The 20365-nt window shown below is 64.0% G+C and carries 23 protein-coding genes; 15 read left to right on the top strand and 8 right to left on the bottom strand.

The features are described from left to right. Positions 1–250: 250 nt before the first annotated feature. Together ABWP22_RS01500 and ABWP22_RS01495 are read left to right on the top strand one after the other, a co-directional pair. Positions 251–472, top strand: a complete 222-nt coding sequence (locus ABWP22_RS01500; RefSeq protein WP_353198156.1) for a helix-turn-helix domain-containing protein — start codon at positions 251–253, stop codon at positions 470–472. Next, positions 469–1716, top strand: coding sequence for a type II toxin-antitoxin system HipA family toxin (locus ABWP22_RS01495; protein ID WP_353198155.1), 1248 nt, complete (start codon positions 469–471; stop codon positions 1714–1716). Before ABWP22_RS01500 ends, ABWP22_RS01495 begins: the two co-directional genes overlap by 4 nt. Here the strand turns inward: ABWP22_RS01495 and hslU are convergent. Continuing rightward, positions 1711–3009 (bottom strand): ATP-dependent protease ATPase subunit HslU, encoded by a 1299-nt coding sequence (hslU, locus tag ABWP22_RS01490; protein ID WP_353198154.1) that lies wholly within the window; start codon positions 3007–3009, stop codon positions 1711–1713. The two genes, ABWP22_RS01495 and hslU, sit on opposite strands and share 6 nt — an antisense overlap. Next, positions 3006–3566 (bottom strand): ATP-dependent protease subunit HslV, encoded by a 561-nt coding sequence (gene hslV, locus ABWP22_RS01485; RefSeq protein ID WP_353198153.1) that lies wholly within the window; start codon positions 3564–3566, stop codon positions 3006–3008. The genes hslU and hslV overlap by 4 nt, the downstream gene beginning before the upstream one ends. A 113-nt stretch (positions 3567–3679) precedes the next feature. Between hslV and ABWP22_RS01480 the strand changes: the two genes are divergently transcribed. From ABWP22_RS01480 to ABWP22_RS01445, 8 genes are all read left to right on the top strand, one after another. Next, a complete protein-coding gene (locus tag ABWP22_RS01480) occupies positions 3680–4309 on the top strand; it encodes a 1-acyl-sn-glycerol-3-phosphate acyltransferase (protein WP_353198152.1) in 630 nt (209 codons plus the stop codon). A gap of 166 nt (positions 4310–4475) precedes the next feature. Then, positions 4476–4739, top strand: coding sequence for a hypothetical protein (locus tag ABWP22_RS01475; protein ID WP_353198151.1), 264 nt, complete (start codon positions 4476–4478; stop codon positions 4737–4739). Between the two features lie 73 nt (positions 4740–4812). Then, positions 4813–5175 (top strand): aspartyl protease family protein, encoded by a 363-nt coding sequence (locus tag ABWP22_RS01470; RefSeq protein ID WP_353198150.1) that lies wholly within the window; start codon positions 4813–4815, stop codon positions 5173–5175. Between the two features lie 68 nt (positions 5176–5243). Then, positions 5244–5846 carry an imidazoleglycerol-phosphate dehydratase HisB gene (gene hisB, locus ABWP22_RS01465; protein WP_353198149.1) on the top strand — a complete coding sequence of 201 codons (603 nt, stop codon included), beginning with the start codon at positions 5244–5246 and terminating at the stop codon, positions 5844–5846. Continuing rightward, entirely contained in the window at positions 5806–6462 is a 657-nt protein-coding gene (gene hisH, locus ABWP22_RS01460) for an imidazole glycerol phosphate synthase subunit HisH (RefSeq protein ID WP_353198148.1), read from the top strand. The genes hisB and hisH overlap by 41 nt, the downstream gene beginning before the upstream one ends. Beyond that, complete coding sequence (gene hisA / locus ABWP22_RS01455) at positions 6459–7178, top strand: 1-(5-phosphoribosyl)-5-[(5-phosphoribosylamino)methylideneamino]imidazole-4-carboxamide isomerase (RefSeq protein WP_353198147.1); 720 nt, start codon at positions 6459–6461, stop codon at positions 7176–7178. Before hisH ends, hisA begins: the two co-directional genes overlap by 4 nt. Continuing rightward, a complete protein-coding gene (gene hisF, locus ABWP22_RS01450; RefSeq protein WP_353198146.1) occupies positions 7175–7954 on the top strand; it encodes an imidazole glycerol phosphate synthase subunit HisF in 780 nt (259 codons plus the stop codon). The genes hisA and hisF overlap by 4 nt, the downstream gene beginning before the upstream one ends. Further along, positions 7954–8268: a phosphoribosyl-ATP diphosphatase gene (locus ABWP22_RS01445; protein ID WP_353198145.1), complete on the top strand. Its 315-nt coding sequence runs from the start codon at positions 7954–7956 to the stop codon at positions 8266–8268. The genes hisF and ABWP22_RS01445 overlap by 1 nt, the downstream gene beginning before the upstream one ends. 170 nt (positions 8269–8438) lie before the next feature. Here the strand turns inward: ABWP22_RS01445 and ABWP22_RS01440 are convergent, their stop codons facing one another. Continuing rightward, positions 8439–9194: a tetratricopeptide repeat protein gene (locus ABWP22_RS01440; RefSeq protein ID WP_353198144.1), complete on the bottom strand. Its 756-nt coding sequence runs from the start codon at positions 9192–9194 to the stop codon at positions 8439–8441. A gap of 32 nt (positions 9195–9226) precedes the next feature. On the opposite strand from ABWP22_RS01440, the gene ABWP22_RS01435 reads away from it, so the two are divergent. The 3 genes from ABWP22_RS01435 (at position 9227) to ABWP22_RS01425 (ending at position 11585) form a co-directional block, all read left to right on the top strand. After that, positions 9227–10165 carry a glycosyltransferase family 2 protein gene (locus tag ABWP22_RS01435; RefSeq protein WP_353198143.1) on the top strand — a complete coding sequence of 313 codons (939 nt, stop codon included), beginning with the start codon at positions 9227–9229 and terminating at the stop codon, positions 10163–10165. 266 nt (positions 10166–10431) lie between these two features. Further along, entirely contained in the window at positions 10432–11100 is a 669-nt protein-coding gene (locus tag ABWP22_RS01430; protein ID WP_353198142.1) for an SDR family oxidoreductase, read from the top strand. A gap of 245 nt (positions 11101–11345) precedes the next feature. After that, on the top strand, positions 11346–11585 hold the full coding sequence (locus ABWP22_RS01425; protein WP_353198141.1) for an AbrB/MazE/SpoVT family DNA-binding domain-containing protein: 240 nt from the start codon (positions 11346–11348) through the stop codon (positions 11583–11585). A 204-nt stretch (positions 11586–11789) separates the two neighbouring features. Here the strand turns inward: ABWP22_RS01425 and ABWP22_RS01420 are convergent, their stop codons facing one another. Both ABWP22_RS01420 and ABWP22_RS01415 read right to left on the bottom strand, forming a co-directional pair. Next, positions 11790–12386, bottom strand: coding sequence for a class I SAM-dependent methyltransferase (locus tag ABWP22_RS01420; protein WP_353198140.1), 597 nt, complete (start codon positions 12384–12386; stop codon positions 11790–11792). 83 nt (positions 12387–12469) lie between these two features. Further along, positions 12470–14056: a lysine--tRNA ligase gene (locus tag ABWP22_RS01415; RefSeq protein WP_353198139.1), complete on the bottom strand. Its 1587-nt coding sequence runs from the start codon at positions 14054–14056 to the stop codon at positions 12470–12472. 47 nt (positions 14057–14103) lie between these two features. On the opposite strand from ABWP22_RS01415, the gene ABWP22_RS01410 reads away from it, so the two are divergent. Both ABWP22_RS01410 and ABWP22_RS01405 read left to right on the top strand, forming a co-directional pair. After that, positions 14104–16863, top strand: coding sequence for an ATP-dependent DNA helicase (locus ABWP22_RS01410; RefSeq protein WP_353198138.1), 2760 nt, complete (start codon positions 14104–14106; stop codon positions 16861–16863). Continuing rightward, on the top strand, positions 16860–17408 hold the full coding sequence (locus ABWP22_RS01405; protein ID WP_353198137.1) for a SixA phosphatase family protein: 549 nt from the start codon (positions 16860–16862) through the stop codon (positions 17406–17408). Before ABWP22_RS01410 ends, ABWP22_RS01405 begins: the two co-directional genes overlap by 4 nt. Positions 17409–17458: 50 nt before the next feature. On the opposite strand, the gene ABWP22_RS01400 is transcribed toward ABWP22_RS01405, so the two are convergent. From ABWP22_RS01400 to ABWP22_RS01390, 3 genes are all read right to left on the bottom strand, one after another. After that, positions 17459–18778, bottom strand: a complete 1320-nt coding sequence (locus ABWP22_RS01400; protein WP_353198136.1) for a peptide MFS transporter — start codon at positions 18776–18778, stop codon at positions 17459–17461. Between the two features lie 65 nt (positions 18779–18843). After that, positions 18844–19089, bottom strand: a complete 246-nt coding sequence (locus ABWP22_RS01395; RefSeq protein WP_353198135.1) for a hypothetical protein — start codon at positions 19087–19089, stop codon at positions 18844–18846. A gap of 7 nt (positions 19090–19096) precedes the next feature. Continuing rightward, entirely contained in the window at positions 19097–20302 is a 1206-nt protein-coding gene (locus ABWP22_RS01390) for an FAD-binding domain-containing protein (RefSeq protein WP_353198134.1), read from the bottom strand. Positions 20303–20365 lie beyond the last annotated feature (63 nt).

Genomic DNA, 20365 nt, shown 5'->3' with positions numbered 1-20365 from the left:
CGGCGAAGAAGCTTGCTGCGAAAAAGACCTCGGCCGACCCGGCGTGAACCCGAGTAATTTGGCTCCGAGCTTGTTGGCAACGCAGGGGGGCACTGGTTTGTGGCGGAATCCGTACAGTCTTCCCGATCGGGAACGTCAGCGCCTGTTCGGACCGTGATCTGCATCAAGCTTCCCGATCGGGAAGTATCTTGTTGGCAAAGGCTTAGAGTTGTGTCTATATTCCCGATCGGGATGAAAGGGACGACGCACCATGCTTACCGTAGCAGAACTGGCCAAGGAAATTGCGGCCTCCCGAAAGCATGTGGGCCTGACACAGCGCGAGTTGGCACTTGCGATCGGCAGCGGTGAGCGCTTCATCGTCGAACTGGAAGCCGGCAAGCCGACCGTCAGGCTAGGCATGGCACTGGCAGCCGCCCATGCCGTTGGGCTGCGCATCGTCATTGCAGGCCACGTCAAAAGACAACCAGAGTGACCATCCCGATCTGGTCAGACTTCGGCCAAGTTGCCGATATCGTGCCTGATGTCGATGGCGGCCATCTGCGTTACACGCCGGCATGGTTGTCCAATCCGGCGTCATGGCCCATCTCGCTGTCAATGCCGCTCACCCAGGCTGAACATGTTGCGGATCGGCTGTTGCCCTGGCTGATGAACCTGCTGCCCGAAGGCGAGCCGGGAATAATGGCCCGTCGGCGATTGGGCATGGCCGCCGACGATGTGATCGGTCAAATCCGCGCGCTGGGTCGAGATCTGTCCGGTGGATTGTCGTTCGCACCGCCATCGCCGGGGCGGTATCTGCCTATTGGTGATGCAGATGATCTGGGCAGGATCATAAACGAATTGCCCGCGCGCCCGTTTCTGATCGGAGATGAAGGCGTGGCAATGAGCCTTGCCGGTGCACAAGAGAAACTACCGGTCGCCATTTTCGATGACCAGCTGTTCATCCCGGCCGATGGCGCTGCTTCCACTCATATTCTCAAGCCGGACAATCACCGGCTGCACGGCAGCGTGCAGAATGAGGCTTTGTGTATGGTGCTGGCCGCGCGCTGTCGCCTGCCAGTCGCGCCGGTCACGACCGGCATTGCCGGCGACCGCACGTATCTGATGGTTGAACGATTTGATCGCACCAGGTCTGGCGATCTGGTGCTGCGCCGCCATCAGGAGGATTTTTGTCAGGCGTTAGGCCGCACACCTGGTGAGAAATACGAAAACAATCAGACCGGTCGTCCCGGGCCCTCGCTGCAAATGCTGTTTGATCTGGTCAGGCAGCATATGACGGCTGCCGACACGATCCGGCTGCTCGATGCGGTGATCTTCAATATCGCCATCGGCAATGTCGATTCTCATGCCAAGAATTACAGCCTGTTCCTCGACCAGCAGCCTCCTCGTTTGACGCCACTTTACGACCTGATGAGCGGAATTGAATGGCCCGGGATCACGCGCAACCATGCCCAGCGCGTTGGCGACGAGCGGGTAGGCGCGCACATAACCGGCAAGCATTGGCGGCGCTTTGCCCAGGCGGCCGGGCTGGCGGTGCCTGCCACCCTCAAACGCGTCAAAGCCGTGTGCCATCAGGTGACAAAGCATATTGGCGCTTCGGCAACGCAGGTGGCTGTAATGCCGGCCGGCCCCGGCCCGATGCTCGATTTGTTCGCGAACAGCATCGCCGAACGTGCTGCGCTGGTCGCTCGCAATGCCTCACGGCTGGACGATCTATAGGATATATTTCGACAAGTCGCTGTTGCCTGCGATGGCGCCCAGTTCGGCGGTGACCATGGTCTCGTCCACCGTCACCGTCTCGCCCCGCCGTTCATCCGCATCGAAGCTGATCTGCTCCAGCAGTTTTTCCAGCACGGTGTGCAGGCGGCGGGCGCCGATATTTTCCACGGTTTCGTTCACTTGGGCGGCGATGCGGGCGATGGCATTGATGCCATCGTCGGACACGGTCAGCGTCACGCCTTCGGTGGCCAGCAGTGCCGCATATTGGCGGATCAGGCTGGCTTCGGTATCGGTCAGGATGCGGCGGAAATCGGCTTCGGTCAGGCCTTTCAGTTCGACGCGGATGGGCAGGCGGCCTTGCAATTCGGGCAGCAGATCGGACGGCTTGGCGACATGGAAGGCGCCCGACGCGATAAACAGCACATGGTCGGTCTTCACCGGGCCGTACTTGGTCGAGACGGTGGTGCCTTCGATCAGGGGGAGCAGATCGCGCTGAACGCCTTCGCGGCTCACGCTGCCGCCGCGCACATCGGATACGGCGATCTTGTCGATCTCGTCGAGGAAGACGATGCCGTTGGCTTCGGCATTGCGCACGGCTTCGCGGGTGATTTCATCGTCATCCAGCCGCTTGTCGGATTCCTCGGCCAGCAGCGCGTCCCAGGCGGCCTCCACCTTCATCTTGCGACGTTTGGTGCGGCCGCCCATGGCCTTGGCCATCATGTCGGACAGGTTGATCATGCCGACCTGGCCGGGCTGCATGCCGGGCATTTCGAAATTCGGTGCGCTTTCCTGCACCTCGATCTCGACCTCGCGGCCTTTCAGATCGCCGGCCTCGAACCGCTGGCGAAAGGCGATGCGCGTGGCCTCGCTGGCATCCTTGCCGACCAGTGCATCGAGCAGGCGCGCCATGGCGGCCTCCTCGGCCTTGTCCTTCACGCCGGCGCGGCGGGTTTCGCGCACCAGCCGGATCGATTCCTCCACCAGATCGCGGATGATCGAATCGACATCACGGCCGACATAGCCGACCTCGGTGAATTTGGTGGCTTCGATCTTGATGAATGGCGCGCCGGCCAGCCTGGCGAGCCGGCGGCTGATCTCGGTCTTGCCGCAGCCGGTGGGGCCGATCATCAGGATATTCTTGGGCACCACTTCGTCGCGCAGATCGTCGGGCAATTGCTGCCGGCGCCAGCGGTTGCGCAGCGCCACGGCGACGGCGCGCTTGGCATCATCCTGGCCGACGATATGGCGATCGAGCGCTGCAACAATGGCGCGGGGGGTCAGGGTTTCGCTCACGCTTCGGCCCCGTGGGCAATGATTTCCAAGGTCAATTCCTCGTTGGTATAGACACACAGATCGGCGGCGATCTTCATGGCGCGCCGGGCGATGGCTTCGGCATCATGATCACTGTCGGCCAGAGCGCGCGCGGCGGCGAGCGCGAAATTGCCGCCCGAACCGATGGCGGCAATGCCGCCCACCGGCTCCAGCACATCGCCATTGCCGGTGATCACCAGCGTCACCTGCGCATCGGCGACGATCATCATCGCTTCCAGCCGGCGCAGATAGCGATCGCTGCGCCAATCCTTGGCCAGTTCGACGGCGGCGCGCAGCAATTGGCCGGGGTGGCGCTCCAATTTGGCCTCCAGCCGTTCGAACAGGGTGAAGGCGTCGGCGGTGGCGCCGGCGAAACCGCCGATCACCTCGCCCTTGGCGCCGAGGCGGCGGACCTTGCGGGCGTTGGGTTTCATCACCGTCTGGCCCATCGTCACCTGGCCATCGCCGGCGACGACCACCTGGCCATTCTTGCGCACCGAAACGATGGTGGTGCCGTGAAATTGGGGGAGTTCGCTCATTTGGTCGTCCGATACTGCTGATACGCCTATGTAGGGCGCGCGCCGGGCGATGAAAGAGGCCGATCCTTTGTCGCAGGCTGGCGCAGACCAGCTTGGGGCTGGTAGAAACCCCTATGGCAGCGCCCGGCACCCTCATCACCCATGATCTCGCGCGCGCTCGCCCGGCGCCGCCCGGCGGGCCGGGGCTGGCGCTGTGGCACCTGGTTGGCCGCTTCGCGCTGTGGCTGGGCGGCTGGAAAATCGCCGGCAGCTGGCCGGCCGACGCCAAGATGGTGGTGACGGCGGCGCCGCACACATCGAACTGGGATGGCATCTGGATGCTGGCGGCGGCCGGCGCCTGGCGGGTGCGGTTGCGGTACATGGGCAAGAAAAGCCTGACGCAGGGCCCGTTCGGCTGGCTGGTGCGCTGGACGGGCTGCATCCCCATCGATCGCAGCCAATCCAATGATGTCGTCGCCGCCATGAAACAGGCCTTCGCCGCCACCGACAGCCTGTTCCTGGTGATCCCGCCGGAAGGCACGCGCAGCGCGGTGGAGAAGTGGAAATCCGGTTTCTACCACATCGCCGTGGGCGCGAACGTGCCGATCAGCTTTGCGGTGATGGATTACGCCACCAAGACGGTGCGCATGCCGGCGACCTTGTGGCCGAGCGGCGATTATGCCGCCGATCTGGCGATCATCCAGGGTTTCTATGCGGATGCCCACGGCAAGAACCCCGCCGACTTCGTGATGACAGGGAGATAGCTGGCCAAATTGATTCTGAATCTCGTTAGTGTGACAGATTTGCCACTTTTTGTGTCCAACGAGTCACGGCGGACTCAGTTCGTCGCACATGTCAAGGATTTTTTGTAGACACTACCATCTCTGGAATGATACCTTAAGGGTGCGGGGTTAATCTAGGGCTAAAGAAATGATTTTGACTGAAAAACAAAGGGTTGTTCGGTCGAACTATGAAGCGTTTGAAGTGCTTCTCCCGACCCTTTTAGCGACAAATTTTGGTCAGTACGTTCTTCTACGTGATGGACAATGTGCTGGGCTGTTTAACACTGCCATCGAAGCATTCGGTGCCGGTGAGGAGAAATTTGAAGATGGTCTTTTTTCTGTGCAAAAGGTAGAGTCTAAGGCCGTCGACTTAGGGTTCTTCTCTCATGCCGGATATACAAGGGCAGCATAATCGATCGCAGGTAATAGTGCCTTTGGCGTTGCGACCGGTGCTACCGCCGCAGGCTAGACCAGACTCTTTTTCTATGTCGAATCCGTTCAATCTTCAAGTTTTGGACGGACTATTTGATACCGGGGCGCAGACAACCTGTATCACTCCAAGGGCTGCTTCCAAAATCGGTCTTTCTCCATTAGGTGTTTTACCTATACAAGGAGTTGGCGGCGTAAATCTGCACAACTATTACTTATTTCGAATCGGGTTTGTTGATATGCAGGCGAATGAATTTGGCGGAACAAACCCCCACATTCATTTTGTTGAGAAAGACATAGAGGGTCCAGAATTCGACTGTGGTCCTAACGCTGGATTTGATATTTTAATTGGGATGGACTTGATATCCGCAGGTACATTGACAATTGGCCGAAATGGCCGATTTAAATTCAGCTTTTGAGGTGGTTCAGGCCCAGCCTTGCCGCATGTGTAGCAATGCTCTAGGCGCAGCGCGCAAGGAGCAGACCGTTGAACCCACGCATTGCCAGCATCCATCGGGCCACCAAGGAAACCGATGTCGCCGTCACCGTCAATCTTGACGGCAGCGGCGTGTATGACGTGTCCACCGGCATCGGCTTTCTCGATCACATGCTCGAACAATTGTCGCGGCACAGCCTGATCGATCTGACCGTGAAAACGAGCGGCGATCTGCACATCGATGGCCATCACACCACCGAAGACACCGGCATCGCGCTGGGCGAAGCGGTGGCACGTGCGCTGGGCGACCGGCGCGGCATCACGCGCTATGGCGACGCGCTGATCCCGATGGACGAAACGCTCACCCGCGTGGCCCTGGATATTTCCGGGCGTCCCTATCTGGTGTGGCGCACATCGTTCAGCCAGCCCAAGCTGGGCACGCTCGATACCGAGATGTTCAAGGAATTCTTCGCGGCCTTTGCCGGCAGCGCTGGCATCACGCTGCACATCGAAACGCTCTATGGCGTGAACAATCACCACATCGCCGAAAGCTGCTTCAAGGGCGTCGCGCGCGCCTTGCGGGCGGCGGTGGCCATTGACCCGCGCAAGGCCGATGCGATCCCCAGCACCAAGGGAACGCTTGGTGGTGCCTGATCGGGTTGCGCCCAAAACGGTGGCAGTTATCGATTACGGCGCTGGCAATCTGCGATCGGCGGCGCGCGCGCTGGAACGGGCAGGCGCGGACGTGGTGGTGACCGATGATCCGGCCGCGATTGCCGATGCTGCGCGCATCGTGCTGCCCGGCGTCGGCGCCTTTGCCCAGTGCATCAATCAGCTCAGGGAACGCACCGGGATCGAGGCGGCGCTGAACGAAGCGGTGAACCAGCGCGGCGTGCCGTTTCTGGGCATCTGTGTCGGCATGCAATTGCTGGCCAGCGAAGGCCATGAACATGGCGTGCACGCCGGGCTCGGCTGGCTGCCCGGCATCGTCAGCCGGCTGCAACCGGCGGACCCGGGCCTGAAAATCCCGCACATGGGCTGGAACCGCGTCACGCCGGTGAAGGACGCGCCGGTGCCGGCCGGCGATGCCTATTTCGTGCACAGCTTTGCCTTTGGGCCGTTTGACGCCGACGATACCCAGGCGGTGAGCGACCATGGCGGCGAATTTGCCGCCATCGTGAAACGCGGGCACATCACGGGTGTGCAGTTTCACCCGGAAAAAAGCCAGGCCTATGGCCTCGCCTTCCTGCAGAGTTGGTTGGCATCATGATCGTCTTTCCCGCCATCGATCTGAAGGGCGGCCAGTGCGTGCGCCTGGCCGAAGGTGACATGAACCGTGCCACGGTTTATGCCGACGATCCGGCTGCACAGGCGGCGCTGTTCCGCGCGGCGGGGGCCACGCATCTGCATGTCGTTGATCTGGATGGCGCGTTCGCCGGCGACAGCCGCAACGCCGATGGCGTGAAGTCGGCGCTGCGTGGCTTTGGCTCCGGCAAGGTGCAGGTTGGCGGCGGCATCCGCACTGCCGCGCATGTGGAGGGCTGGCTGGCGGCCGGCGTGTGGCGCGTGGTGATGGGCACCGCGGCGCTCGACAATCAAGATCTGGTGCGCGGCCTTGCCGCCGATCATCCGGGCTGCATCGTCGTGGCGGTGGACGCGAAGGACGGCATGGTCGCCACGCGCGGCTGGGCCGATGTCTCGGCGCTACCAGTCGCCAATCTGGCCAGGCGTTTCGAGGATGCCGGGGTGGCGGCGGTGCTGTTCACTGATGTCGGCCGCGACGGCATGCTGAAGGGCGTGAATATCGAGGCCACCGTGGCGCTGGCGGCGGCCACGTCGCTGCCGGTGATCGCGTCGGGCGGGGTGGCCAGCATCGCCGATATCCACGCGCTGGTCGGCCAGGCCGGGATCGAAGGCGTCATCACCGGGCGCGCGCTTTATGATGGCAGGCTTGATCTGGCCGAGGCCATAAGGGTCGCGGCATGACGCTCGCGGTCCGCATCATCCCCTGCCTCGATGTGGCGGGTGGCCGCGTGGTCAAGGGCGTGAACTTCGTCGAACTGCGCGATGCCGGCGATCCGGTGCAGGCCGCTGCCGCCTATGATGCCGCCGGCGCTGACGAGCTGTGTTTCCTCGACATCACCGCCAGCCACGAAAATCGCGGCACGCTGATCGCCATGGTCGAGCGCACCGCCGATGTCTGCTTCATGCCCTTGACCGTCGGTGGCGGCGTGCGTTCGGTCGAGGATGCCCGTGCGCTGCTGCTGGCCGGGGCCGACAAGGTGGCGGTGAACAGCGCCGCGGTGGCGCGGCCCGCGCTGATCGGTGAACTCGCCATGCGCTTTGGTGAACAATGCGTGGTGGTGGCGGTGGACGCCAAGCAGACCGCGCCCGGCAAATGGGAGATTTTCACCCACGGCGGCCGCACCCCCACCGGCATCGATGCGGTGGCCTATGCCATCGACGCCGCGAAGCTGGGCGCCGGCGAAATCCTGCTCACCTCGATGGACCGCGACGGCACCAAGGCCGGCTATGACCTGGCGCTCACCCGCGCCATCGCCGATGCAGTGCCGGTGCCGGTGGTGGCATCGGGCGGCGTGGGCGGCGTCGCCGATCTTGTCAGCGGGGTGCGCGACGGCCATGCTTCGGCGGTGCTGGCCGCCTCCATCTTCCATTTCGGCGAAGTCACCATCGCCCAGGCCCGCGCCGCAATGGCCGCCGCCGGCCTGCCAGTGCGCGCGCCGTTCGCGGGAGCGGCCTGATGGAGCGGTTCGATCAGTTGCTGGCCACCATCATCGAACGGCGCGCTGCCGATCCGGGCAGCAGCTATGTCGCCAAACTCACCGCCAAAGGCCGCGCGAAAATGGCGCAGAAACTGGGCGAGGAGGCCGTGGAGACGGTGATCGCCGCGGTTGCCGATGATCGCACGGAGATGGTGGGCGAAGCCGCCGACCTGATGTTCCACCTCGCCGTGCTGCTGGCCGACATGGGGCTGAGCTTTGACGATATCCGCGCCGAACTTGCCCGCCGCGAAGGCGTGTCGGGGATCGACGAGAAGGCGAAGCGGGCGACGTAGGGTCGGCTCTCCTTAACAAACCCAGTCATGCTGGCGAAGGCCAGCATCCAGCGTGGAGCCTGAAACGGACGACGAAAATCATGCGGAAATCGCGCATGGATGCTGGCCTTCGCCAGCATGACGTGGTGCTTTTGGGGAGCGGGTTGCACCGGCCCCGAGCCTGCCCCTCTTCACGCAATCCGGCTGAACGCCTTCAATCGCCGCGCCGTCGCCTGCGCCGCCTTCGCGTCACCGCGCGCCAGCACCGCCGCCAGTTCCAGCCCCTGCCGCTTCAGCAGGGCTTCAAAGCCGTCGTTCGCCGGCAGCGCGTCCAGCCCCTTCAGCATGCCGGCGGCGCGCGTCGCATTGCCGGGGTCCAGATCCAGCAGCGTGATGGCGAAGAACACCCGCGTCGATGGCAGGCCCGGCGACAAGCGCAGCGCCTGTGCATAGCAGCGTTCCATCTCGGATTTCTTCGCGCCCAGTGCCGTGCCGGCCAGGAAACTGCCCACCGTCGCCACCGCGCCGCCATGCCAGCCGCCCAGCGCGCCCCAGGCCAGGCTGTTGTCGGGGTGGGCGGCCAGGATGGTTTCAAAGCGGCGGCGGACATCCTTGGCCAGGCTGATGCCGCGGGTCAGTTGGGCGCGATAGGCGATGGCGACGGCCTTTTGCAGTTGCGCTTGCACATTGCCCGGTTCACGCGCCAATGCCTTGTCGAAATCGGCTTCGGCGGCGGCCACCTGCGCCAGCGCCCGCTCCTTGTCGGCCGTCTGATAGCCGGCGATGGACAGTTGCGCCCGCCCGGCCAGGATCAGCCCGCCCGCATCATTTTCCGCCCGCCCCTCGCGCACCGCCGCTGCCCAATCGCCAGTGCGGAACGCATCAATGGCCGCGGCATTGGCCGGCATGGCGATGATCAGCAACAGGGCGGACAGGGCGGTTTTCATGCGATAGGCTTTCATTGGGACAGTTGCGGCGCTTGTCCCGCAGTTTCGATGAACGGGCAATGAGGGTTGCCCGGTTCACAACGCCGCGCCATCATGGCCGTTCCCAGCGGATGGAGGCAGGCATGGGCGATTTCTCGGACAAATCGGAGATGGTGCCGGGCGGCGGACGCGGCATCGGCGCCGCCATCGAGCGCCACTTCGCAGTGGCCGGCGCGAGCACGTCCAATATTACCATGAGTGAATTGAAAGTTGCTGTCGTTACACCTACAATTGGGACCAAATACCTTAAACGAAATTTGGAATCGGTATCAAAGCAAACATACAAGACGAATCATGTCGTGGTTATTGACGGTCCTCAATATTATGATAATTTCGATTTAGCCGAATACAACGATAAGACCGTGATTAATTTACCCGAGAATACGGGTGCTGGTGGTTACAATGGCCATAGAATTTATGGCGCTATTCCGTTTCTGATTGATGCAGATTACTTTATTTTTTTAGACGAAGATAATTGGATTGACGAGAATCATGTTCAATCACTGGTTGATGCTGTTAAAGATAAAGATTGGGCTTTTTCGCTAAGAAAAATTGTAAATAAAGATGGGGATTATATTTGTAATGATGACTGCGAAAGCTTGGGATCATGGCCAACCTGTTTGAATGAAAATGAATTCTTTGTTGATGTTGGTTGTTATTTTTTACCCAAGAAATTGGCAGTTCAATTGGCACCGATTTGGTATAGACGGGCAAGGCATCCACAAGAACAACCGGAAGTTGACCGCTTATTGATGCACTTGTTGAGGCAGAATAAACTCAATTTTACGAATACTGGTGAATACACTCTAAATTATATGGTAGGAAATCGAGAGGATTCTGTCCAAGCCGGTTTCTTTGAAAGTGGTAATAAGTTCATGGAACAAAAATACGGTGGTATTTTCCCTTGGAGAAAAGAAAATCACAATAAATAAGCCAATGGCTTGAAGGTGGAAATGATAGGACCCTTGTGCGCAAATTATCGTAAAATAAATATGAAATAGAAATCAGAGACGTTGCCAAAAAATGTTTGATTCCGTAATATATTCTGGGGCCATTTTTATGGCCGTAAATTTCTGAAATATAACGCGCATTTGATAATTGTTGATATTGATGACGAGAATGTTGATAAGACAATTCTCTAATTGATGTAAGGCGAAGTTCTACATCAAATATTCAAACCATCGATATTGGTATTGGGATGATTGCCGCATTTTTGATATTTGCAGCCGGCGGCAAGGGACACAGATACATAATGTTAAGCTATTCCGGATCGGCTGATGCCGCCGCCGCCATCGCGGCCGAAACCGGCGCCACCGCCGTGCAGGCCGACAGCGCCAATCGCGATGAACTGGTCGCCGCCATCGTCGCGGCCGTCGCGCTCGATATCATGGTGATCAACGCCGGCGTCGCCATCATGGGCGATCCGCTGAAGCTCGATCCCGATGCCGTGGACCGCCCGATCGATATCAACGTGCGCGCGCCCTATTTTGCCGGCGTGGAGGCCGGGCGCCAGATGCACGACAATGGCCGCATCATCATCATCGGCTCGGTGAACGGCGATCGCGTGCCGGGGGCAGGCTTCACCGCCTACGCGCTGTCCAAATCCGCCGTCCAGGGCATCGGCCGCGGTCTGGCCCGCGATTTCGGCCCGCGCGGTATCACCGTCAACGTCGTGCAACCCGGCCCGGTGGATACCGACATGAACCCGGCAGAAGGCCCGATGGCCAAACGCATGCACGCATCGATGGCCATCCCCCGCCACGCCCACACCGACGAAGTCGCCGCGCTGGTGCTGTACCTCGCCAGCCCGGCGGCTGCGATGATCACGGGGACGACTCAGACGATCGACGGTGGGTTGGGGATTTAGGCGGCTCGCCTCAAGTTGAAGCAGTGAACTCCCTCTCCCTTGCGGGGAGGGCGACTCGGCGCCAGCCGAGCGGGGTGGGGGTTCCCGCACGTTGATGCCGAAATCACCACGCAATCGAACTTGCAGAAGGAAAAAGGAGCCTCCGGCGGCCAGGGTCGACGACCCTGGACCCATTTGTTTTGGGGCGGTGCGTGGGGGGAACGGGCGCTTGATATTCAACGCCGTTTCAGGCGAAGGGCGTGATCATGGCAATTCAGGTTTCAGTCAGCGAAGATGGGAGCATCAGCCTGCCTCTATCGGTTCGCATACGGCTTGGCCTAGCTGGCAGCGGGACGGTGTTTCTGGAAGAAACCGAAGACGGCGTGGTGCTGCGCACCGCCGCGCAAGCCGTGGCGCGCGCCCGGGCGCTGGCCAAGCGCTACACCGAAGGCAAAGGCGGCTCTGACGAATTTCTGGCGAATCGCCGTGCCGAAAGTGGCGCGTGAGCCACGACGGGGCGGGTCTTCGATGCGTCCGTGCTAATTGCCATATTGAGTACCTGCCGGCGTGGACAGTGGACCGGTCGTGGGTGATTCTGGCCGTGTCTTTGGGGTTTGAGGTACACTTGGTCCGCTGAACGCATCATCGCAATGGCCGGTAGGCAGTGGTTTCCTCATTGGCAGCGTCGGCGACGTGCGTCCCGCATGCTCCTAGGCCTTGCGCGCAACAACCGTAAGCCAAGGTCCCTGGACACCGTCATACCCGCCGCCCGTTATTTCTTTCACGGTGACGTTGGCCCACGGCGCTGCCGCCTGATAGGCCTGAAGGGCCTGAGTATATGAGAGATAATTGAAATAACGGCCGAAACGGTCCCGGCCAGCCTGTCCGCCGCCCTTGTAGCTGGCGAAGTGCAATCCGCCCGGGATCAAGGCGGCGTGAATAGCAGTCAGCACAGACGGCAGATCGTCGACCGGTACGTGTAGGAGCGATGCAGACGCATAGACGGCATCATAGGCATCCCGCGCTTCGAGTTCGTCGAACCGCATGACCCGCACCGGCATGCCAAGCCGCTCTTCGGCCTTTGCGGCTATTTCCGGTGTGCCATCGGTGGGGTGCACGTCGAATCCGCGCTTTGCCATGAACGCGGCGTCCAGCCCGCCGCCACAACCAAGTTCCATGATCCGAGCGCCGGGCGGCAGCAGATCAAGGAAGCCTTCCAGATGCCGGCTTATGCCGCCCATCGCCGATGCCGTGTAGACCGGCGCCTCATCCGAATAGAAACGCAGCGTTGCAGGATCGTAAGGCATCGGGTTCAGCTCAGGACGTCATTCGGGTTGGCCAAGAATAGCAGGCGTGGGGTCGACAGTCGTCCCCTGTGGGCGAAGCGGCGTCAGACCTCCAACGCATCCGCAATCAATGCCCGGCTTTGCGCCAACCCATAAAGCGCGATGAAGCTGCCCATGCGGGGGCCGTTGGGGGTGCCGATGAGGATTTCGTAGAGCGATTTGAACCAGTCGCGCAGGTTTTCGTAGCCGGCGGCCTTGCCGGTTTCGTAGACGACCGTCTGATAGGCTTCGGCCTCGGCGCCTTCGCCGACCTGCGCCAACCGTGAAGACAGATCGGCCAGGGCCGCCGCTTCGGCCGAAGTGGGCGCGCGGCGCTTCAACGTGGGCACCACGAAATCGCGCGCATAGGCGGCGGCGTGGTGGACCAGGCGGTCGAGTTGCGGGTGTGTGGCCGGTGATGTGCCGGGGGCATAGCGTTGCACGAAGCCCCACAGCCGGGCGGGATCGTCGGTGGCCGCCACCGACGCGAGGTTCAGCAGCAATGAGAAGCTGACCGGCAGATCGACGCTGGGCGGCTTGCCTTCGTGGATATGGTGCACCGGGTTGCCGAGCTGCTGGTCCAGCGGTTGTTCCGGGTAACGGCCGAGGAAATCGGCATAATCCTCGATTGACCGGGGGATCACGTCATAATGCAGGCGCTTGGCCTTGCGCGGGCTTTGGAACATGTAGAGCGCCAGGCTTTCGGGCGGGCCGTAATCCAGCCATTGCTCGATGGTCAGGCCATTGCCCTTGGACTTGGAAATCTTGGCGCCTTCGCCGTCGAGGAACAGCTCGTAATTGAACCCGGCCGGCGGCACCGCGCCCAGCGCGCGGACGATCTTGCCCGACAGCATGACCGAATCGATCAGATCCTTGCCGGCCATTTCATAATCGACGCCCAGCGCCAGCCAGCGCATCGCCCAATCGACCTTCCATTGCAGCTTGCAGGCGCCGCCGGTGACGGGAACGGTGACGCTGTCGTTGGTGCCGGGGCGGATGTAGGTGACGGTGCCGGCATCGACGTCGCGCGCCACGATCGGCACCTGCAGCACATGGCCGGAAACCGGATCGATCGGCAGGAACGGCGAATAGGTGGCGCGGCGTTCGGGGCCCAAGGTGGGCAGGATGATCGCCATCACATCATCATAATGCGCCAATATGCGCAGCAGCGTCGCATCGAACATGCCGCTGGCGTAGCAGTCGGTGGAGCTCATGAACTCATAGTCAAAGCCGAAGCCATCCAGAAACGCGCGCAGCCGGGCATTGTTGTGCGCGCCGAAACTGGCATGCGTGCCAAAGGGATCGGGCACCTTGGTGAGCGGCATGTTCAGCGCGGCGCGCAGCATCTCCGGGTTGGGGATGCCGTCGGGCACCTTGCGCAGCCCGTCCATGTCGTCGGAAAAGGCGATCAGGCGGGTGGGCACGCCGGGTGCCATCGCTTCGAACGCGCGGCGCACCATGGTGGTGCGCACCACTTCGCCGAAGGTGCCGATGTGCGGCAGGCCGGATGGACCGTATCCGGTTTCGAAGATCACCGCGCGGCCAGCGGGCACGCCATCGGGATAGCGCGCCAGCAGCTTGCGGGCTTCTTCATACGGCCAGGCCTTGTTTGCCAGCGCGGCGGCCTGCATGGTTTCAACGGATATGGTCATGGCTCTGTCTTGCTTGCATTGTGACGCCCATGTGGCGGGAGCGGCCGATGGTTGCAACTGAATTGGCCATATCGGCACTTGTCGCCAGCCATGCCGGCGTGTGGATCGCCGATGCCGATGGCCGCGTGCGCGGGGTGGGCCGCGGCGAAGCGATTGCGCGCGCCGGGGATAGCCCGCACCTGCTGCTGAACGCGCCGGTCACCGCCAGCCGGCTGGGGCTGGGGGAACTGTCGGGCCTCGATCTGCTGGAATTGTTCGCCTTTCTGTGCCCCGCGCGCTTCTGTGTGCCGACGCCGCGCGGGCTGGCGGCTGCCTTGGGCCTGCCCGAACCGGCCGGCGATGCCGATGCAGCCTTCCTGCAGCGCGCCGCCGGGGCGTTGCTGGCGCTGGCGGCGCGAAAGGATTGGCCCGAACGCCACGGCGCCTGGACCATATTGCAAAGCCTGGCGCGGCAACGCTGGGCGTGGGCGCCGCACCTGTTGCGCCTGATTGCCAAACCGGAAAAGCCGGAACGCCATGTGTTTCAATCGTTGCCGCAGTGGGAGGAAGCCGCGCCGCGCCCGGCGCCGCGCGTGGTGACGCTGCCGGCCGGCGAGGTGGCGGCGCAGTTGGCCCGTCTGGTGGGCGCAGGCGCCGAACAGCGAGACGGGCAACGTGCCTATGCCGCCGCCGTCAGCGCGGCGTTCGAGCCCCGACAGCGCGGCGATGGCCCGCACATGGTGCTGGCGGAGGCCGGGACCGGCATCGGCAAGACATTGGGCTATCTCGCCCCGGCCAGCCTGTGGGCAGACATGGCCGGCGGCGCGGTATGGGTGGCGACCTTCACCAAGGCGCTGCAACGCCAGTTGGACAGCGAAACCGCGCGCGTGTGGCCCGATGCCACCGAGCGGCGCGCCAAGGTGGTGGTGCGCAAGGGCCGCGAAAATTATCTCTGCCTGCTCAATCTGGAGGATGCCGTGCAGGGCGGCTTCGGCGGGCGGGCGGCGGTGTTTGCGCGGCTGGCCGAGCGCTGGGCCGAATATAGCCGCGATGGCGACATGGTCGGCGGCGATCTGCCCGGCTGGCTGCCGGCGCTGTTCGGGCGGATGAGCTTTGCCGGGCTGACCGATCGGCGTGGCGAGTGCATCTATGCCGCCTGCCCGCATTACCGCAGTTGCTTCATCGAACGCGCGACGCGGGCATCGGCGCAGGCCGATCTGGTGATCGCCAATCATGCGCTGGTGATGATCAACGCGGCGCGCGGCCGGGCGGAAGGCGCCGGGCTGAACCGCATCATTTTCGACGAAGGCCATCATCTGTTCGACGCGGCGGACGCGACCTTTGCCGTGGCGCTGACGGGCCGTGAAGCGGTGGAGCTGAAGAACTGGCTGCTCGGCCCGGAGCGCGCGGCCGGGCGGGGCCGGCGGCGCGGCCTGTCGGCGCGGTTGGCCGACGCGATCAGCTATGACGACGAAGCCGCGCGCGCAGTCGAGCGCATCACCGAAGCGGCGCGCGCGCTGCCCAGCGAGGCCTGGTTGCAACGTGTGGCGGCCGATGCCGGCGACGGCGCGCTGGAGGCGCTGTTTGCGGCGGTGCGCGCCCAGGTGCTGGCGCGCGCGCCGCCCGAAGATGCCGACGGCGGCTATGGCCTGGAAACCCAGGTCGCCGAGGTGCTGCCGCGGCTGGTGGAGGCGGCCGGCGACGCCAGCGCCGCGCTGGGCCGCATGGCCGGGCCGATGGCGCAACTGGAAGCGCGGCTGGCATTGTTGCTGGATGATCCGCCCGATTGGCTCGATGGCCAGGGCCGGGCGCGGGTGGAAGGCGCGCGGGCCGGCCTGGTGCTGCGCGGTGCGCTGTTGGGGGCGTGGCAGCAGTTGCTCGGGCGCTTGGGCGGCCCGGCCGATGCGGATTTCATCGATTGGCTGGAACTGGCGCGCGCCGATGGCCGGTTGCTGGATGTGGGGGTGCAGCGGCGCTGGCTTGATCCGATGCGGCCGTTTGCCGGTGCCGTGCTGGGTCAGGCGCATGGCGTGGTGGTCACGTCGGCCACCTTGCGGGCGCGGCCCGACGCGCTGGCGGATGACTGGCGCGATGCCGATGCGCGCACCGGCGCGGCGCATCTGCCGGTGCCGCCCAAGCATTTCGCCGCCACCAGCCCGTTCGATTATGCCGCCCAGGCGCGCGTGCTGATCGTGACGGATGTGAAACCGCGCGATATCGCGGCGCTGGCCCATGCCTATCGCGCGCTGATCGAGGCGGCCGGCGGTGGCACGCTGGGTCTGTTCACGGCGATCGCCCGGCTGCGCGCGGTGCATGCGCGGCTGGCCGATCCGTTGGCGCGCGCCGGGCTGCCGCTTTATGCCCAGCATGTCGATCCGATCGATACCGGCACGCTGGTGGATATCTTCCGCGCCGAACCGGGTGCGTCGCTGCTGGGCACCGATGCTTTGCGCGATGGGGTGGATGTGCCGGGCGAATCGTTGCGGCAGGTGATCATGGAAGGCGTGCCATGGCCGCGCCGCACCGTGCTGCACGCCGCACGGCGGCTGGCCGATGGCGGCAATGTATTTGATGATCGGGTGACGATGGACCGGCTGGCGCAGGCCTTTGGCCGCCTGATCCGCCGCGCCGATGATCGCGGCCATTTCGTGCTGCTGGGGCCCGCAGTGCCCTCGCGGCTGCTCGGCGCGTTTCCGGCCGGCGTGCCGATCGATCGGGTGACGCTTGATCAGGCGGTCGCCATGGTGAAGGCGGGGATCAACGCGTCTGGCCAACCGTCCGGCGATATGCCAAGCCTTGGTCGGTCAACTTCGCCGGGTGCCACTTGAAAACGCTCACGCTGCTGCGCCATGCCAAATCGGGTTATGACGATCCGTTGCTGCGCGATTTCGATCGGCCATTGAACGATCGCGGCCGGCGAGCGGCGATGAAGGTCGGGCAATGGCTGAACGCGGCGACCCGGCGCGGCGACATGCCCGATCACCGGCTGGTGTTTGCCTCGCCTGCGGTGCGGGTGCGCCAGACCATCGAGGGGCTGGAAGCCGGCATGAGCCGGCCGCTGGCGCCGGTGTATGAGAGCCGCATCTATCTGTCCTCCTCCGCCACGCTGATCGAATTGTGCGCGGGATTCTCCGATGAATTTGCCGATGCCATGCTCGTCGGTCACAACCCGGGGCTGGAGGATCTGCTGCTGGAACTGGTGCCGCCAGGCGGCGATTTGCGCGCCGAGGCCGAGCTGAAATACCCCACCGCCACGCTCGCCCGGCTGGACATCGCCATCGATCGCTGGGCGCAGATTGATGGCGGCCGCGCGGAACTGGCGCGCTTTGTGCGGCCGCGCGATCTCGATCCGAGCTTGGGGCCGGATGATTGATTGGCTGACTATGTCCTGCTGAACCTGTTGTTTGCAGGAAGCGGGCCACCTCACAACCGCAGCACGCGCCCCAATCGCCCGCGCGCTGCCCACATTACCGCCGCGCCGGCCAGCGGAAAGCACGCGTGCATCACCCAGAAGGCGGGTGCGTCCATGGTTTCGTAGAACCGCCCCAGCCAGCCGGACATGGTGCTGCCCAGGAACACAGCGAACTGCACCGCGCCCAGCATGACGCCGGTCACCGCCACCGGCGCGCTGCGCGAAAACAGGGCGTTCATGGTGGGCACCAGGTAGAGCCAGCCGGTGTTGAGCATCAGATGGAAGCCGACCACCCACAGGAACGGCGTTTTCGCCGACCCGCTGCCGGCCGCCAGCCACAGGAAGGCGACGCCCATCAGCGCCATGCCGATGCCGATCTTGCCGAGTTCTTTCGGCTCGCGCCCACGCGCCGCCTGCCAGCGCCACAGGGCGAGCACCGGCGGCACCGCCAGGATCGGCGCCAGGCTGTCGATGGCCTGCAACCAGGTGACCGGCACTTCGAGGCCCAGCACCATGCGATCAAGATGGTCACGGCCCCACAGCGCATAGACATTCCACACTTGGCTTTGCGCCAGCCAGAACAGGCTGGTGAGCAGCATCACCGCAATCAGCGCTGCAATGGTCTTGCCGTCGCCGGGCCCAAGCCGCGCGGCACGGCGGGTGGAAGGGGGTGTGTCGGCGGGCATCAGGCCATTGCCGATCAAAAGGGTGATCGCCGCCAGCGCCATGCAGGTGCAGGCCGCGGCGAAACCCCATTGCCAGTTCACCACCTCCCCCAGCGCGCCGATCAGCAGCGGGCCGAGGAACGCCCCGGTGTTGAGCCCGGCGGCGAGAATGGCAAAGGCCGCATCGCGGCGGCCATCGTCGCGCCCATAAAGATGCCCGGTCTGCGCATTCAGATTGCAGCGCAACGCGCCGGCGCCAAAGGCGCAGACCAGCAGGCCGGGCAGGAACAAGGACGGCGTGATCACCATCGCCATGCCGGCGCTCGCCAGGATCGCGCCCAGGATGCAGGTCAGGCGCGGCCCCCACAGGCGATCGCCCAGCCAGCCGCCGAGCAGCGGCGTCAGAAAGAACAGCCCGAGATAAAGCCCCATGGTCTGGGTGGCGAGCGCCTGATTGCTCATCGGCCCGAACAGGCGCTCGACGATGCTCCGCCAGAGATCGAAGCCGCCGACGCTGGCGACTTCGGCCGGCGTGAACAGGAAATTCGCCATGTAGAGGATCAGCAGCGATTGCACCCCATAGACGCCGGCGGCCTGCAAGCCTTCGGCCACCGTGACGATGGCAAGGCCAGCCGGGTGGCCGGCGAAATCTGGTTTGTCCCCCATGCTGCTACCGTGGCGTGTGGGCAGGGATTGGGCAAGCGGGTGGTTGTGCCGCAGGCCATACGCCCTCAATCGTCGCGGCGGCGTTCCCGCTCTGCCTTGCGGCGGGCTTTCTCGGCCTGCTTCGCCGCGCGCTTTTGCGCGTCTTCCTGTTTGCGCAGGGCGCGGCCGCGCTTGATGTCGGCTTCTTCCTGGCTTTCGGTGGCGGTGTCATACACCACTTCACCCAGCTTGATCGGCGCGGTGATGACTGCCGTGGCCACGGCGCAGCCGCCGAGCAGAGCCAAGGGAAGCAGGACGAGAGCGCGGTGCATGCGCCTCTTATGCCAGCGCGCCCGGCTCCAGCGCCAGCAGTTTCGGAATGGCGGCCTTGAACGGGAAAAAGCCCTTGGTGGCGCGCGGCCAGGCGACATCATCCCAGGCGCGGCGCAGGCGCACCAGCGCCACGCCATCGGCGGCCAGCGCCGGGGCCAGCATGTCCAGCCGGTCCTTCACCGGGCCGACCGGCGCATCGGCGGTGATGATCTGGCGCAAGCGGTGACGCGCCGCCCAATCACGCATGGCATCCACGCCGAAGGTGGCATCGACGCGTTCGGGTTCCAGGCCGAAACGGCTCGCGGCGCGGGCGAGACCATCGCCGATCATGGCCATCGCAACGCGGTGCTTCAGCGGCGCCGGCGTGCCGCCGATGTCCGGCGTCGCGGCCAGCGCCACCAGAGGGGGCAGGGCCTGTTGATCGAGGCTGCAATCTTCGGTGGTGATGAACAGGCCGGTGCGCAGCATTGGATCGGCGCGCATCGCCGGCACCGGCGGGATCGGCGGCGGGATGGTGTCAGCGGGCCAAGGCGCGGCCTCGCGCGCCAGCGGCGCCGCGACCCGGAACCGCCCGCCCGACAGATCACGGATCAGATCGGCGCGCGCCAGATAGGTCTTGCCCGGCGTCTGCAGGCCCACCACCCAGCGCCAACCCAGCGTGTTGCTGGCCGGGCAGGCATCGAGCAGATGCTGATAGAAGAACGCCGCACCCAGCTGCCACGGCAGCCGCAACGTGAAGCACCAGATGCTGGCAAAGCTCATCCGCACATGGTTGTGCAGCCAGCCGGTTTCGATCAATTCGTGCACCCATGCGTCGAAACAATCGATGCCGGTGGTGCCGGCCATGGCCTGCGCGTAACGGCGCTGCCATCTGCCATCGTCGGCCAGCATCGCCTGCATGCGCACGACATCAGCTTGCCAGCGCGTCCAGATTTCGGGGCGTTGCTGTAGCCAGCCCACCCAATAGCTCCGCCAGCAGATTTCCTGGACGAATTTCTCCGCGCCGGTGAAGCCGTGCGCGGCGATGGCGGCGGCGGCGACCTCCTGCTCGCTCACCAGCCGGCGGCGGATGGCGGGGGACAGAAGTGACGTGGTGGCAGCGCCACCCGGCCCGCCATCATGGTTGCGCCGCGCCGCATAGGCCCGGCCGGCCAGGGGCACGAATTCGGCGACGCGGGAAAGCGCATCGGCGCGAGTGAGGGGGAAACGCATGGCCGCGGGGATAGCGGTTTTGTCGTGGCTGGGAGCGCGCAGTGATGTCGCGGGGTGCGGCTC

Origin of the sequence: Sandarakinorhabdus sp., from assembly GCF_040398665.1 — a bacterium.
Lineage (GTDB): Bacteria > Pseudomonadota > Alphaproteobacteria > Sphingomonadales > Sphingomonadaceae > Sandarakinorhabdus.
Note: the sequence above shows the minus strand (reverse complement) of the source record. Positions and strands in the feature narration are given on the sequence as shown.

Coding starts and splice junctions, on each gene's coding strand:
- ABWP22_RS01500 (WP_353198156.1), top strand. CDS start 251: ATGCTTACCGTAGCAGAACTGGCCAAGGAAATTGCGGCCTCCCGAAAG.
- hslV (WP_353198153.1), bottom strand. CDS start 3,566: ATGAGCGAACTCCCCCAATTTCACGGCACCACCATCGTTTCGGTGCGC.
- ABWP22_RS01480 (WP_353198152.1), top strand. CDS start 3,680: ATGGCAGCGCCCGGCACCCTCATCACCCATGATCTCGCGCGCGCTCGC.
- ABWP22_RS01475 (WP_353198151.1), top strand. CDS start 4,476: ATGATTTTGACTGAAAAACAAAGGGTTGTTCGGTCGAACTATGAAGCG.
- ABWP22_RS01470 (WP_353198150.1), top strand. CDS start 4,813: ATGTCGAATCCGTTCAATCTTCAAGTTTTGGACGGACTATTTGATACC.
- hisH (WP_353198148.1), top strand. CDS start 5,806: ATGCGATCCCCAGCACCAAGGGAACGCTTGGTGGTGCCTGATCGGGTT.
- hisA (WP_353198147.1), top strand. CDS start 6,459: ATGATCGTCTTTCCCGCCATCGATCTGAAGGGCGGCCAGTGCGTGCGC.
- hisF (WP_353198146.1), top strand. CDS start 7,175: ATGACGCTCGCGGTCCGCATCATCCCCTGCCTCGATGTGGCGGGTGGC.
- ABWP22_RS01445 (WP_353198145.1), top strand. CDS start 7,954: ATGGAGCGGTTCGATCAGTTGCTGGCCACCATCATCGAACGGCGCGCT.
- ABWP22_RS01440 (WP_353198144.1), bottom strand. CDS start 9,194: ATGAAAACCGCCCTGTCCGCCCTGTTGCTGATCATCGCCATGCCGGCC.
- ABWP22_RS01430 (WP_353198142.1), top strand. CDS start 10,432: ATGATTGCCGCATTTTTGATATTTGCAGCCGGCGGCAAGGGACACAGA.
- ABWP22_RS01425 (WP_353198141.1), top strand. CDS start 11,346: ATGGCAATTCAGGTTTCAGTCAGCGAAGATGGGAGCATCAGCCTGCCT.
- ABWP22_RS01420 (WP_353198140.1), bottom strand. CDS start 12,386: ATGCCTTACGATCCTGCAACGCTGCGTTTCTATTCGGATGAGGCGCCG.
- ABWP22_RS01415 (WP_353198139.1), bottom strand. CDS start 14,056: ATGACCATATCCGTTGAAACCATGCAGGCCGCCGCGCTGGCAAACAAG.
- ABWP22_RS01410 (WP_353198138.1), top strand. CDS start 14,104: ATGGTTGCAACTGAATTGGCCATATCGGCACTTGTCGCCAGCCATGCC.
- ABWP22_RS01400 (WP_353198136.1), bottom strand. CDS start 18,778: ATGGGGGACAAACCAGATTTCGCCGGCCACCCGGCTGGCCTTGCCATC.
- ABWP22_RS01395 (WP_353198135.1), bottom strand. CDS start 19,089: ATGCACCGCGCTCTCGTCCTGCTTCCCTTGGCTCTGCTCGGCGGCTGC.
- ABWP22_RS01390 (WP_353198134.1), bottom strand. CDS start 20,302: ATGCGTTTCCCCCTCACTCGCGCCGATGCGCTTTCCCGCGTCGCCGAA.